The sequence below is a fragment of the Myxococcus sp. CA056 genome (genome assembly GCF_013336715.1).
GTDB lineage: Bacteria > Myxococcota > Myxococcia > Myxococcales > Myxococcaceae > Myxococcus > Myxococcus llanfairpwllgwyngyllgogerychwyrndrobwllllantysiliogogogochensis.
In genome coordinates this window covers 875625-888887 of the sequence record NZ_JABUMT010000003.1, presented here as the reverse complement: position 1 = coordinate 888887, position 13263 = coordinate 875625, and the positions used below count along the sequence as shown (strand labels likewise).

The following is a 13263-nucleotide window of genomic DNA, read 5'->3' as shown; positions in this document are numbered from 1 at the left end:
TCAGCGGTTAGACTCGCGCGGCGTTTGCGGAGGTCGAGCTCATGGCAGCACCGGCAGTCCAGAAGGCAACAGCTTCCAAGAAGAACACCGCCCAGTTCCTCTGGGAGGCGAAGACCAAGAGCGGGGAGACGAAGAAGGGCGAGATGGAGGCCTCGGACAGCGAGGCCGTCAACGCCCGGCTCAAGTCCCTGGGCCTCAATCCCGTCAAGGTGCGCAAGAAGAGCGCGCTGGACGGCGAAATCAGCCTCCCGGGCTTCGGCGGCGTCACGGGCAAGGACATCCTCGTCTTCACGCGTCAGTTCGCGACGATGATCGACGCGGGTCTGCCCCTGGTGCAGTGCTTGGACATCCTCGCCAACCAGATGGACAACCCCGCCTTCAAGAAGGTGGTGCTGGCCATCAAGGCGAAGGTGGAGCAGGGCAGCACCTTCGCGGATGCGCTCAAGGAGCACCCCAAGGTCTTTGACGAGCTCTACATCCAGCTCTGCGCGGCCGGTGAGGTCGGCGGTATCCTCGACACCATCCTCAACCGTCTGGCGGCCTACCGCGAGAAGGCGGAGAAGCTCAAGCGCAAGGTCAAGGGCGCGATGACCTACCCGGCCATCGTCATCCTCGTGGCCATTGGCGTGACGGCGCTGCTGCTGCTCAAGGTGACGCCCGTGTTCGCGGCCATGTTCGCGGACTTCGGCTCGGCGCTGCCCGCTCCCACCCAGTTCGTGGTGGATTTGTCCGCCTGGGCGGAAGCGTACTGGCTGCATGTGATCAGCATCATCACCGCGCTGGTCGTCTCCTTCACCTGGAGCTACAGGCAGCCCAGGGGCCGCAAGTTCTGGGACAAGGTCTTCCTGAAGTTGCCGCTGTTCGGCCCCGTGCTCCGCAAGGTGGCGGTGGCGCGCTTCACGCGCACGCTGGGCACGATGATCTCCTCGGGCGTGCCCATCCTCGACGCGCTCGACGTGACGGCGAAGACGGCCGGTAACCGCACGGTGGAAGAGGCCATCTACTACGTTCGCGGGAAGATCTCCGAAGGCAAGAACATCGCCGGTCCGCTGCTCGAGACGAAGGTGTTCCCGTCCATGGTGGTGCAGATGATTGGCGTCGGTGAAGCGACGGGCGCCATGGACACCATGCTCAACAAGATCGCCGACTTCTACGACGACGAAGTGGACACCGCCGTCAGCGCGCTGACGGCCATGATCGAGCCCCTGTTGATGGTGTTCCTCGGCGGCGTGGTCGGTGGCTTCCTCATCGCCATGTACCTGCCCATCTTCTCCATTGCCGGTGCCATCAAGTAGCTCCGCTGTCGCCAGGGCGCGCGCGGACGAGTCCGAGAGGCTCCGCGCGCGCCTGGTCTGGCTGGTGTTGTTCCGGACGGTGGCGGCGAGCCTGTCGCTCGTCATCACCGTGGGTCGCCTGCTGCTCCAGCCCCTCGAGGAGCCGAGCCGGGCAGACTCGCTCTCGCTCTCCGTCATTGTCGCCGCGTATGTCTCCACGGTGGTGGTGGGCATCCGGCTGCGGCGGGAGAAGGCCGGCCGGCTGGACGCGTGGGTGCAGGTGCTGGGCGACGTCGTCATCGCCACGGGCCTCGTGTTCCTGAGTGGTGGTTCCGACTCCCCGCTGACGTTCCTCTACAGCCTGGCCGTCATCGGCGCCGCAGTGGTGCTGGACTGGCGAGGGGCCCTCTGGGTGGCGGCGGCGGCGGCGCTGTCCTTCGCCGGGCTGGTGGGGGTGCTGCGGCTGTCGGACGTCGCGCCGCTGGGGCCGCTCTTGTCCAGCCGGGGTTTCTTCGTGCTGGGCAGCAATCTGCTTGCGCTGGCGCTCATCGCCGTGTTGGCCGGCTACCTGTCCCGGCAGCTCTCCGCGACGGGCGGCGCGCTGTCCGCGCGAGAGGCGGACCTGCGCAGGTTGGGAGGGCTCCAGCAGCAGATTCTCTCCTCCATGCCGTCGGGGCTCATCACCTGCGATGCCCAGAAGCGCGTCACATACGTCAACGCCGCCGCGCACGGCATCCTTCAGCTGGAGGACATGGGCAGCACCGGTCAGCCGCTGGAATCGCTGCTCCCGGGTGTGTCGGGGCTCGCGCCGCGCTCGTCGCGTGGCGAACTGGTGGTGGGCACGGATGGGGGGCGTCGGCGCATCATCCTCGGGCTGTCGGTGACGCCGCTGGAGGGTGAACAGGGCGCGCTGCTCATCGTGTTCCAGGATTTGACGGAGCTGCGGCGGATGGAAGAGGACCTGGAGCGCTCGGACCGGCTCGCGAGCCTGGGGGCGCTCTCCGCGCAGTTGGCGCACGAGCTGCGCAACCCGCTGGCGGCGATGCGGGGCTCCGCGCAGCTGCTGGCGCAGGAGTGCTCGCGGGACGTGGTGGTGCAGAAGCTCACCAACATCCTGGTGCGCGAGTCGGATCGGCTCGGGCGGCTGGTGGAGGACTTCCTGCGCTTCGCGCGTCCTCCGGAGCCCATGCGTCGCGAGGTGTCGCTGGACGCGCTCCTGGCGGAGACGGTGGACATGTTGCGGGCGGACCCCCTGGCGCGGGACGTGCGGGTGGAGGTGTCCGCGCAGGAGCGGCTGATGGCCGCGGTGGATCCGGACCAGCTGCGTCAGGTGCTCATCAACCTGGTGCGCAACGGGTTCCAGGCGGCGGGACCCAGGGGCGAGGTGCGGGTGGGGCTGGCGAGAAGCGAGAAGGAAGCGCAGATTCGGGTGTGGGACTCGGCGGGAAGCATCACCGAGGAGATGATGGGCCATCTGTTCGAGCCTTTCTTCACCACGCGGGACGGAGGCACGGGACTGGGGTTGTCCACCGCGCACTCCATCGTCCGCGCGCATGGCGGCTCCATCCGCGTGCGCTCGGACCCGGCCGAGGGAACGGAGTTCGTCGTGGGGTTGCCGCTGTGACGACCGCGCATGCCGCAGAGAGCGGAGTGAGAGGCCACATTCTCGTCGTGGACGACGAGCTGTCCATGCGGGAGTACCTGGAGCTGTTGCTGCACCGCGAGGGTTACGCGGTGACGAGCGTGCCCGGGGTGAAGCCCGCGTGCGAGGTGCTCGCGCGCGACGGGGTGGACCTGGTCATCTCCGACATGAAGCTGGGGACGGGCAGCGGCCTGGACGTGCTGCGCACGGCGCGGGCGCGCAAGGAGCCTCCGGAAGTCGTGCTGATTACGGCCTACGGGACGCCGTCCGCCGCCGTGGAGGCGATGCGCGAGGGGGCGTACGACTACATCTGCAAGCCCTTCGACAACGAGGAGCTGCGGCTGCTGGTGCAGAAGGCGCTGGAGAAGCGCACGTTGCGGCAGGAGAACATCACGCTGCGCGCGCGGTTGTTGCCCGGGCTGGGCGTGGCGGTGGGGCAGAGCGCGCGGATGCAGGCGGTGTGGTCCCTGGTGGAGAAGGTGGCGCCGGGGCGCAGCACGGTGCTGGTGACGGGGGAGAGCGGCACGGGCAAGGAGCTGGTGGCGCGTGGCATCCACATGCGCGGCAATCGGGCGGCGCAGCCCTTCCTGCCCTTCAACTGCGCGGCGCTCAACGAGGGCACGCTGGAGAGCGAGCTGTTTGGCCACGTGAAGGGGGCCTTCACGGGGGCGTTGCACGAGCGCGCGGGCCTGCTGGTGTCCGCGGGTGAGGGCACGGTGATGCTGGACGAAGTCGGCGAGATGCCGCTGGCCACGCAGGTGAAGCTCCTGCGGGTGCTCCAGGAGCGGAAGGTGAAGCCGGTGGGGAGCGCGGCGGAGGTGCCCTTCCAGGCGCGAGTCATCGCGGCGACGAACCGGCGGCTGGAGACGGAAGTGAAGGCGGGGCGCTTCCGCGAGGACCTCTTCTACCGACTCAATGTGATTACGCTGGAGCTGCCACCCCTGCGCGAGCGCGCGGGCGACATCTCGCTCCTGGCGGGCCACTTCCTGTCGAGGATGGCGGAGGAGCTGGGGCGGCCGGGCCTGCGCTTCGCGCCAGAGACGCTGGCGTTGCTCGAGCGCTACGCATTCCCCGGCAACGTGCGGCAGCTGCAGAACATGGTGGAGCGCGCGGCCACGCTGTCGGACTCGGACCTGCTGGGGCCGTCCACGCTGCCGCCCGCGGTGCGCGGCGAGGCGGAGCCGGTGGCGCGTCCGGGCGAGGGCGGCGAGCCCCAGTTGAGCGGCGGCTTCAATCTGGAGCGCCACCTGGACGACAGCGAGCGGCGCTACCTGCTGGCGGCGCTGAAGCAGGCGGGTGGGGTGAAGACGCGCGCGGCGGACCTGCTCGGCCTGTCCTTCCGCTCGTTCCGCTACCGGCTGGCGAAGCACGGCCTCACGGACGAGCTGGAGGACCCCGCGCCGGTGCGAAGCGGAGAGTGACGCTCCCCTCAATGGCCCGGAGACCTAGAAGCCGAGCGCCGCCCTGGCGCCGTCCGCGGCCTCCAGGCCCATGCGCCAGTTGGCGTCCTGGCTGTTGTAGGAGAAGCGGCCGCCGCGGCCGATGGAACTCAGGCGCTCGAAGTTGTCGAGGTGCTCCTGGAGGGGCTGGAGGACGCGTTGGAAGCCGGGCTGGTACACCGGATAGCAGCGCGGCAGGCGCACCACGTGGAATCGCCCGACCGGGGCCGGCCCCAGCAGGCCCACGGACTCCAGCTCCTTCCTGGCGAGCGCCGCCATGGCTTCATCGGACTCGCTCCAGAGGGTCTCGTCCTGGGAGCACCAGTACTCCGCGCAGAGGATGGTGGAGCGCTCCTCGCCGTAGAGTCCGGGGACCCAGTTGCGGAAGTTGGTGACGCGGCAGGTCCTGACCGCGCGCGTGTGCATCTCCAGCCACGACTCGGGGAACAGCCCCGTCTCGTGGACCTCCAGGTACACCAGGAGCGCGCTTCGGAAGGTGAGCACGTCGCGCGCCTCGGTGAGCGCCCGTTGCACCTCGGGGGGCTGGCCTGGAAGCTGTGCCACGAGCGGCACCAGCGGGGCGCTGGAGATGATGTAGTCGTAGGCCCGCGAGCCGTGGGAGGACTTCAGCCCCGTCACGCGGCGGCCCTCGACCTCCAGCGCCTCCACCCGGCTCTCCAGGAGCACTTCGCCGCCGTGGTCGCGGACGAACTGGGCCATGCGCTCGTACACCTCTCCGGTGCCGCGCTGGGGGTAGGGGAACTGCTCGGTGACCTGCTTGACGGCGCGTGCCCGGGCGTTGCTCGCGCCCGTGCGCAAGGCGGCGAGCACGGTGTCGACCAGCGAGGCGTCCTTGGCCGCGGCGCCGGACACGCTGGCGTCCACCGCGGAGCAGGGCCGTCCGAAGAACTTCTCGTTGAAGTCTCGGAAGAACTGCTCGTAGACGCGGCGGCCAAAGTGCTGCACCAGCCAGTCCTCGAACGTTCGAACCTCCGGAAGCGGGCGCAGTTGCTGGCGCCCGTAGTCGAGCACGCACCGGATGGATTCGGTGAGGCCCACCTTGCGCACCACATCCACCACCTGGAGCGGGTAGCGCAGCACCTTCCCATCATTCCGGAAGACGCCGGGATGGGACTCGACGGTGGCCCAGTCCTCTCCCACCACGCTCTTCCAGAGCGAGTCGATGCGCGCATCCTGCGTGTGGAAGCGGTGCGGCCCCAGGTCCACCCGTTGGTTCCACAAGTCCAGGGTGCGTGACAGTCCGCCGACGACGCGGCTGCCCTCGTGGACCTCGACCTGGGCCCCGGCCTTCGCCAGGACATAGGCGGCGGTGAGGCCCGCGGGGCCGGCACCCACCACCGCGATGCGGGGACGGGGCGACGGGGGCGAGGGGGCGCTGGAGGCGGAGATGCTCATGGCGAGACGGGGCGCGGGGCGGAGCGGAAGTAGCGGGCGAAGGCGGGGTCCGCGTGTCGCGCGTGGACGTGCTCGGGGCGGTACACGCGCAACGTGTATTCGTAGAGGGGCCCCGCGGCATCCAGCTCCCAGAACCGACTCAGCTTGCCCACCACAAAGTCCAGCAGCGCGCCCGGCGGCTGGTAGTACAGCTCCTCGCGCGTGTACTCGGGGTCGTGGAACGTGGTGAGGAAGTTCACCGAGAAGCCCTTCGTGCACAGCGCGTACATGGCGGCCAGCATGCCCTCGACGAAGCCGCGCCAGGCCTCGGGCGTGGCCGAGAGCCGGACGTTGAAGGTCCCCGACAGCGTCAGGTAGTCGTACCGTTCGGGCGGAAGGCTCGCGACGATGTCGCGCGTATGGAAGGTGCCCTGGGGAAACTTGCGCGCGCACGACTCCGTGAACGAGGGATGGACGTCGCTGCCGGAGTAGCGGGCCTCCGGGTGATGGTGCTGGAGGAACTCGCCGAAGTGCCCCATGCCGCACCCCACCTCGTGCACGGAGAAGGGGCCCGACGCGCCTTCGAAGAGCCGGGCCAGCCGGTGGAAGCGCTCGTATTGGGTGGCCTGGTCCCGGTGCGACAGGGCACGGGGGTCGTCTCCGTACTGGTCCAGGAGCGCGCCGTAGAAGGCGCGCTGCTCTTCAGCGATGTCCATGGAGGGTCTCCTGTCGCGCGGGCTCGGCCCGTGGCTCCGCGACGGTCAGCCTGGAGGTGTTCGTCGCCTGCCGCACCACCGCCTGGGGCTTCTGATTGATTTGGAGGAAGATGCGCGCCACGTACTCGGAGAGGATGCCCACGCCGAGCAGCGTCACGCCCGAGGAGAACAGCACCGCCACGGCCAGCGAGGCCCAGCCAGGCACGGTGATGGTCCCGGTGATGCGCGAGAAGACCACCACTCCGCCCGCGATGGCGGACAGCACGGACAAGAGGAAGCCGCCGACGGAGGCGAGCCGGAGGGGGAAGGTGGCGTAGTTGAAGAGCAGGTTGAAGAACACCGTCACCAGGCGGCCCAGCGTGTACGAGCTGCGCAGCCCCTCGGGGTGCTCGTGGCGCACCTCGGCGGCGGTGATGCGGTCGGTGACCCAGGACAGGTAGATGTCGAGGATGATGTCGTGCCGCTCGCTGCGGGCGACCTCGGCGGCGACGCGCCCGGAGATGAGCCGGAAGGCGGAGATGTCGAAGGCCACCCGCATCACCCTGCGAGGGATGACCATGATGAGGCGCGAGGCCAGCGAGCGCCACCCGGGGCCCTGCCTCACGCGGGGCAGACCGTAGACGACATCCGCGTCGGCCTGCTCGGCGCGGGCCAGCAGCGCGCCAATCTCCTCGGGCGGGTTCTGCAGGTCCTCGTCGAGCGTCACGACCCAGCGCCCACGGGCATGCCGGAAGCCGCACACCGTGGCGTTGTGTTGCCCGAAGTTGCGCATCAGCCGCACGCCCACGATGTGCTCATCCCCCTGCGCCAGCTTCTCGATGACGGCCCACAGCGCGGGCCTGGCGCTGTCGTCGACCAGGATGATTTCGAAGGGGGTGTGGCGGGCCTCCAACGTACGGACCAGCCGCGCGCACAGCTCGGGGAGCGAGGACTCCCCACGGAAGCAGGGGACGACCACGGAGATGTCGACGACGGGTGGGCTCATGCGAAGGGGGGCGGGCGGGGGAGCCCAACGCTCGCGAATCCTACCGCGTTCCCTGGACCTGTCGCGCGGCGGAGTGCGCTCGCCTGGTCGCCGCGAGTCCCTGGGGCACCCCGAGCACGGTGTCCTCCGGGCGGGCGGGGGAGCCCCTCCGAGGCTCGAGCGGCTCCCGGAGCCCGGGAGGGTGCTGTAGCCTGGGGGCCCTCCCGCCTGCTTCATCGTGACGCCATGACCATTCCCTTCAATCGGCTGCAGATGCTCGGAGACGAGGCGAAGTACATCGAGCAGGCGCTGGCCAACAGCCACCTCATGGGAGATGGGGGGTTCACGCGCAAGTGCCATGCGCTGCTGGAGGAGCTGCTGGGCGTGAGGCGGGCGCTGCTGACCACGTCCTGCACCCACGCGCTGGAGATGGCCGGACTGCTGCTCGATTTGCAGCCGGGGGACGAGGTCATCGTCCCGTCCTTCACCTTCGTCTCCACCGCGAACGCCTTCGCGTTGCGGGGCGCGCGTCCCGTCTTCGCGGACGTGCGGCCCGACACGCTGAACCTGGATGAGCGCAAGCTGGAGGCGCTCATCACCGAGCGCACGCGCCTCATCGTCCCCGTCCACTACGCGGGCGTGGGCTGTGAGATGGACGCCATCATGGACATCGCCACGCGCCGAGGCGTGGCCGTGGTGGAGGACAACGCGCATGGCCTCTTTGGCCACTACCGGGGACGGGCCCTGGGCACCTTCGGGACCTTCTCCACGCTCAGCTTCCACGAGACGAAGAACGTGAGCTGTGGAGAAGGGGGGGCGCTGCTCATCAACGACGCGCACCATGCCGAGCGGGCGGAAATCATCCGCGAGAAGGGCACCAACCGCAGCCGTTTCTTCCGCGGCATGGTGGACAAGTACACGTGGGTGGACATCGGCTCCAGCTACGTCATGTCGGACTTGCTGGCGGCCTTCCTCTACGGGCAGCTTCGCGAGCATGAGCGCATCCAGGCGCGGCGCCGGGCGCTCTGGGACACGTACCACCAGGAGCTCTCCGCCTGGGCGACCGCCCAGGGCGTGGCCCAGCCCCACGTGCCCGCGCACTGCGAACAGGCCTATCACATGTATTACCTGCTGATGCCGTCGCTGGAGGCACGCACGCGCTTCATCCAGCAGCTGCGTCAGCAGGGCATCAACGCCGTGTTCCACTACCTGCCGCTGCACAGCTCGGAGATGGGCCGGAAGTTTGGCGGAGAGGTGGGCGCCTGTCCGGTGACGGAGGACGTCAGCGACCGGCTGGTGCGGCTGCCGTTCTACAGCACGATGACGGAAGCGGAGCAGTCCACGGTGCTCTCCGCCGTGAGGGACTTTCGGTGCTAGCGGCCCGGCACTCCGTCGCCATCATCCAATCCAACTACCTGCCCTGGAAGGGCTACTTCGACATCATCCACGATGTGGACACGTTCATCTTCTACGATGACGTGCAGTACACGCACCGCGACTGGCGCAACCGCAATCGCGTGAAGACGGCCCAGGGGCCGGTGTGGCTCACGGTGCCGGTGGGCTCCAGCACGGATCGGCTCATCTGCGACGTGCGAATCGAAGAGGGCACGTGGGCGCGCAAGCATTGGGAGACGCTGCGACACCAGTACGGCCGCGCGCCCCACTTCGAGCGCTATGCGCCGCTCTTGCGTGAGGTGTACCTGGAGCGGACGTGGACGCACCTGTCGGAGCTGAACCAGTTCCTGGTGCGCCGAATCGCCGAGGAGTGTCTGGGCATCCAGGTGCGCTTTCGCGACTCGCGCGAATGGACGCTCACCGGCGCGAAGCGGGAGCGGATCCTCGACCTGCTGCGGCACGCGGGCGCCACGCACTATGTTTCGGGCCCCGCGGCTCGCGACTACCTTCGACAGGAGGACTTCGACGCCGCGGGAATCCAGCTCACCTACAAGGACTACGCGGGGTACCCCACGTACCCCCAGCCCCATCCACCCTTCGAGCACGCGGTGACGGTGCTGGATGTGCTCTTCCACCTGGGGCCGGAGGCACCCGACGCCATCTGGGGCTGGCGCCAGCGGGCTCGCTGAGGGGCTGCCTGCCTCCTGTTCGTCCTCGCGTCCGTGCTTGCGGCTTTGCCCGGCGCGCGAGGGGTGTGCTACCCCACGAGAGCGATGACTTCGGCTCGTGGCGGTACGGGATGGAACGCGGTGGCCCAGGGCGCCCTGGGGTGTTTTCTGGTGGCGGCCTTCTTCGGGTTGAAAGCGACCGCACCCGGGCTGACCGTCTCCTTCCGCATGCCTTTCAGCGCCAGCTCTTCCGGAGAGCTGTACCAGTGGCTGGGCCACGCGCTGTTGCTGGTGCCGGGAGGTGTCCTGCTGGGGCTGTCGCTCGTGCATGGGCTGTCGGCGCCAGCGGTCCGGATGTGGCGCCGACTGGAGGCGCTGAGCGCGCAGGAGCGGCGCGCTGGAGCCGTGTTGGTGGCGGTGGTGGCCTTCCTGCTCGCGCGAGTCGGGCGCTTCGTGTTCCTGCTGGACCGTCCCATCACGGATGACGAGCAGGCGGCCCGCTTCGGTGGGCAGGTGCTCGCCAGCGGCAGGTTCCTGGTGAAGCTGACGGACCCGTTGGAGTCCTTCCCCACCATCTTCCTCTACGTGCGGGACGGCATGGGCTCCAGCTTCGAGTGGCTCGGGCTGCAGGTGGCGTGGGCGTTGGGGGAGCTGACGGGGACGGGCTCGCTCGTCTTCTCGCTGGCGGCGGCGGTGCCCGCGGTGGTGGTCGCCTGGGTGGCCACCCGGCGGCTGGGCCCGGCGTGGGGTGGGGTGGCCGCGCTGCTGGTGCTGCTGTCACCGATGTCCGCGCTGCTGTCGATGACCGCTCATGCGCACCTGCTGTCCCGCGCGGCCTTGTCGGTGGCGGTGGTGTGCTTCCTCCAGGCGGAGGAGAAGGGCGGGCGTTGGTGGACGTGGCTGGGGCTGGTGAGTGGTGTCTCCTTCCTGTGCCGGCCGTTCGAGACCCTCTTCTTCCTGGCGCCGTTCTACCTCTGGGTGCTCTGGCGGCTGGTGCGGCGGGAGCTGCCCGTGGGAGCGTGCCTGGGAGGGCTGGTGCTGGGCTGGTTGCCGGCGGTGGTGGCCTTCCTTGCCTTCAACCATGCGGTGACGGGGGACGCGTTGCTCCCCGCGCGCGTGTCCATGTACACCTTCCCGGCGAAGCTCTCCGCGCATGACGCCTCGATGCTGGAGCGCTTCGGCGCGAACACCAGCTACAACGCGTTGATGCTCGCGGTGTGGTTCCTCGGGCCGGTGGGGGTGCTCCTCGTGGGAGTCGGGGCGTCGTGGGACCGGCTGACGAAGCTGTTGCTCCTGTCGGTGCTGGCGCTGCTGGGGCTGGGGCTCTTCCACGACAACCACGGCATCCACTCGGTGGGTCCCATTCACTATTCGGAATGCGCGCCGGCGCTGGCGCTGGTGGCCGTGCATGGGCTGCGGAGGCTGGTGGATGTGGCCCGCCGGGCCGAGCTGCCGTCCGCGACAGTCATGGCGGGAGTGCTCGGTTCCCTGGTGGTCGGACTGGGCATCTTCGACATGCGCAACGCGCTGGCCCTGCGAGAGCAAGCCCTCATCCACGAGTCGATGGAGGCGTACCTGAATGACGCGAGGCTGGGGCGCGCGGTGGTGCTGGCGCCTCAGTACGCCGTGGCCTGGAATCAAGTGCCCGCGTTCCGGAAGGTGGGGAGCTTCGTCCTGGAGTGGCCGCCTCCGCACCCGGGCTACGAGGAGGACCTCATCGTCCTGCACGATGGGCCGGGCTTCGCGGAGAAGCTGCGACCGCGGTTCCCGGATCGCCGCTTCTTCCGAATGGTGCCCGGCAAGGCCCCGGACCCCTTCCGGCTGGAGCCCCTGGACGTCGGTGGCGCGCCTCCTCCCGCCTTGCCCGCGCCCACCGCGGAAACGGGCGGACGTTGATGCGCGTCATGCGAGCGCGCGAACGTGTGGGCGCCGCGAGTCCGTCCCTCGCGGCGTTTCAATCCGCCGTCATCCCGTCCTTCTGGCCCTGAGCTTTCGAGGCCCCTCATGGCAACCTCCGCCGCGCGCCCCAGCTCCCTCCGTCCTTCTCCGCACTCCCTCCTCGTCTTCGTCACGGCGCTGGCGGTGTATGCGGGGACGCTGCGCAACGGGCTCGTCTATGACGACATCCCGCTCGTGGTGCAGAACCCGTGGTTGCGCTCGCTGGACACGCTGGCCGAGGCTTTCCAGCGCCCGCTGTTCGCGTTCGACGACGAGCCCACCTCCCAGGTGGATCGCAGCCCCGCGGAGAGCTACTTCCGGCCGCTCGCCCACGTGCTGTTCTTCGCGCAACGCGCGCTCTTCGGCACCACGGCCTGGCCGCACCACCTGGTGCTGATGCTCCTGCATGGCCTGGCGTCGCTCCTGGTGGGATGGCTCCTGCGTGAGTGCCTCCGTCGCCCCGGGGAGAACCTCTCCGAGGCAGGAAGCTGGGCCGCGCTCGCCGGCGCGCTGCTCTTCGCCGTGCACCCCGTGCACACGGAGTCGGTGGCCTGGGTGAGTGGGTGCATGGACGTGGCGGCCACCCTGATGGTCCTGCTCTCGGTGCGCCTCATGGTGGGGAGCTCCGGCTCATGGCGATGGGGCGTGGGAGCGGGCCTGTTGTGGTTCGCGGGCCTGCTGTTCAAGGAAGTGGCGGTGGTGTTCCCCGTGGTGCTGTGGGCCACGGACCGTGCGGTGGGCACGCGTCCCGCCCGCCCGGGGCTTCGAGGGTGGGCGCTCCGATATGCCCCCCTGGGGCTGGGGCTGCTGGGGTACGCGGCCCTCCGGCTCAACGCGGTGGGCTTGTCTCTTCCCGTCCCCGTGGGGTCGGGGCGCACGGGGCTGTATCCCCTGCACATGCTGGCCCTGGCGGGGAAGCTGCTGGGCAAGCTGCTCTGGCCCCATCCGCTCGTGCTGACCATTCCCCTGCGTGTTCCGCCCGAGCCGACCCAGGTCGCCCTGGGCTCCGTGTTGCTCGTGGCCCTGCTCGGCCTGCTGTGGTGGAAGCGCCGCGACGCGGGGCCGGCCTTCGCTGGCGGCGTGTGGCTCCTGGCCCCGCTCCTGCCCGTCTTCTTCTTGCAGCTCAGAGGCGTGGAGGCCTACGCGGAGCGGTTCCTCTACCTGCCTTCCGTGGGCTTCTGCCTGTTGGCCGCAACGGGGCTGCGAGGGCTCCTGGAGCGATGGCGCGAGCATGCGCGAGCAGTGAAGCTCCTGGTGGGGGGTGTCGTCGTGGTGTGCTCCGTGCTGACGCTGGTGCGTGTGCCCGCCTGGCATGACGAGGTCTCGCTCTGGGAAGACACGGTGGCGATGACGCCTGGCCAGCCCATCCTCAGAGGCTATCTGGGCGGGGCCTATCTCAAGGCGCGTCGCCCCGAGCAGGCCCTGGCGGAGCTCCAGCTTGCCGCGGTGGAGCTGCCACGCAGCTATCAAATCCAGAGCGACCTGGCGGTGGCCTACGCGCTCCTGGGAAGGATGGAACTCGCCATCGTCCAGTTCGAGCGCATCCTCCAGCTTCGTCCTGGCGAGCCGGTGGTCATCCACAACCTCGGGCTCGCGTTGCGGCGGACGAAGCGGATGGAGGAGGCGGTTGCTCGCTTTCAGGAGGTCCTGCGGCTGGCTCCGCGTCGCGCGGATTCTCACCTGGAACTCGGGCGTACGCTGCTGCAGATGGGACGCCCGGCGGAGGCCGTGGCTCCACTGGAGGAGGCCTTGCGCCTCCAGCCAGAGTCAGAGCCCGCTCGGCGAGGATTGCAGCAGGCCCGGATGGCCCTGGGCTCCCCGCCCTGATTCAG

General features: G+C 69.3%; 10 protein-coding genes. 7 read left to right on the top strand and 3 right to left on the bottom strand.

Translation table 11 applies throughout. The features are described from left to right. Nucleotides 1-41: 41 nt before the first annotated feature. From HUA76_RS18160 to HUA76_RS18150, 3 genes are all read left to right on the top strand, one after another. The gene (locus HUA76_RS18160; RefSeq protein WP_174453011.1) at nucleotides 42-1295 is read left to right on the top strand and encodes a type II secretion system F family protein; all 1254 of its coding nucleotides are present in this window, start codon (nucleotides 42-44) and stop codon (nucleotides 1293-1295) included. A gap of 61 nt (nucleotides 1296-1356) precedes the next feature. Continuing rightward, nucleotides 1357-2898 carry a nitrogen regulation protein NR(II) gene (locus HUA76_RS18155; RefSeq protein WP_174461639.1) on the top strand — a complete coding sequence of 514 codons (1542 nt, stop codon included), beginning with the start codon at nucleotides 1357-1359 and terminating at the stop codon, nucleotides 2896-2898. A 26-nt stretch (nucleotides 2899-2924) separates the two neighbouring features. Beyond that, complete coding sequence (locus HUA76_RS18150; protein ID WP_281291621.1) at nucleotides 2925-4337, top strand: sigma-54 dependent transcriptional regulator; 1413 nt, start codon at nucleotides 2925-2927, stop codon at nucleotides 4335-4337. Between the two features lie 24 nt (nucleotides 4338-4361). On the opposite strand, the gene HUA76_RS18145 is transcribed toward HUA76_RS18150, so the two are convergent. The 3 genes from HUA76_RS18145 to HUA76_RS18135 are packed head-to-tail and all read right to left on the bottom strand — an operon-like array spanning nucleotide 4362 to nucleotide 7451. Further along, nucleotides 4362-5771 carry an FAD-dependent oxidoreductase gene (locus HUA76_RS18145; protein WP_174461569.1) on the bottom strand — a complete coding sequence of 470 codons (1410 nt, stop codon included), beginning with the start codon at nucleotides 5769-5771 and terminating at the stop codon, nucleotides 4362-4364. Next, nucleotides 5768-6466, bottom strand: coding sequence for a class I SAM-dependent methyltransferase (locus HUA76_RS18140; protein ID WP_141642900.1), 699 nt, complete (start codon nucleotides 6464-6466; stop codon nucleotides 5768-5770). Before HUA76_RS18140 ends, HUA76_RS18145 begins: the two co-directional genes overlap by 4 nt. Further along, entirely contained in the window at nucleotides 6453-7451 is a 999-nt protein-coding gene (locus HUA76_RS18135) for a glycosyltransferase family 2 protein (RefSeq protein ID WP_174461568.1), read from the bottom strand. The genes HUA76_RS18140 and HUA76_RS18135 overlap by 14 nt, the downstream gene beginning before the upstream one ends. A gap of 225 nt (nucleotides 7452-7676) precedes the next feature. Here HUA76_RS18135 and rffA point away from each other — a divergent pair, with 225 nt between their 5' ends. From rffA to HUA76_RS18115, 4 genes are all read left to right on the top strand, one after another. Continuing rightward, nucleotides 7677-8807: a dTDP-4-amino-4,6-dideoxygalactose transaminase gene (gene rffA / locus HUA76_RS18130; protein WP_141642898.1), complete on the top strand. Its 1131-nt coding sequence runs from the start codon at nucleotides 7677-7679 to the stop codon at nucleotides 8805-8807. Next, nucleotides 8801-9514, top strand: a complete 714-nt coding sequence (locus HUA76_RS18125; RefSeq protein ID WP_174461567.1) for a WbqC family protein — start codon at nucleotides 8801-8803, stop codon at nucleotides 9512-9514. The genes rffA and HUA76_RS18125 overlap by 7 nt, the downstream gene beginning before the upstream one ends. 84 nt (nucleotides 9515-9598) lie before the next feature. Beyond that, the gene (locus tag HUA76_RS18120; RefSeq protein WP_174461566.1) at nucleotides 9599-11389 is read left to right on the top strand and encodes a glycosyltransferase family 39 protein; all 1791 of its coding nucleotides are present in this window, start codon (nucleotides 9599-9601) and stop codon (nucleotides 11387-11389) included. Between the two features lie 108 nt (nucleotides 11390-11497). Beyond that, complete coding sequence (locus HUA76_RS18115; protein WP_174461565.1) at nucleotides 11498-13258, top strand: tetratricopeptide repeat protein; 1761 nt, start codon at nucleotides 11498-11500, stop codon at nucleotides 13256-13258. Nucleotides 13259-13263 lie beyond the last annotated feature (5 nt).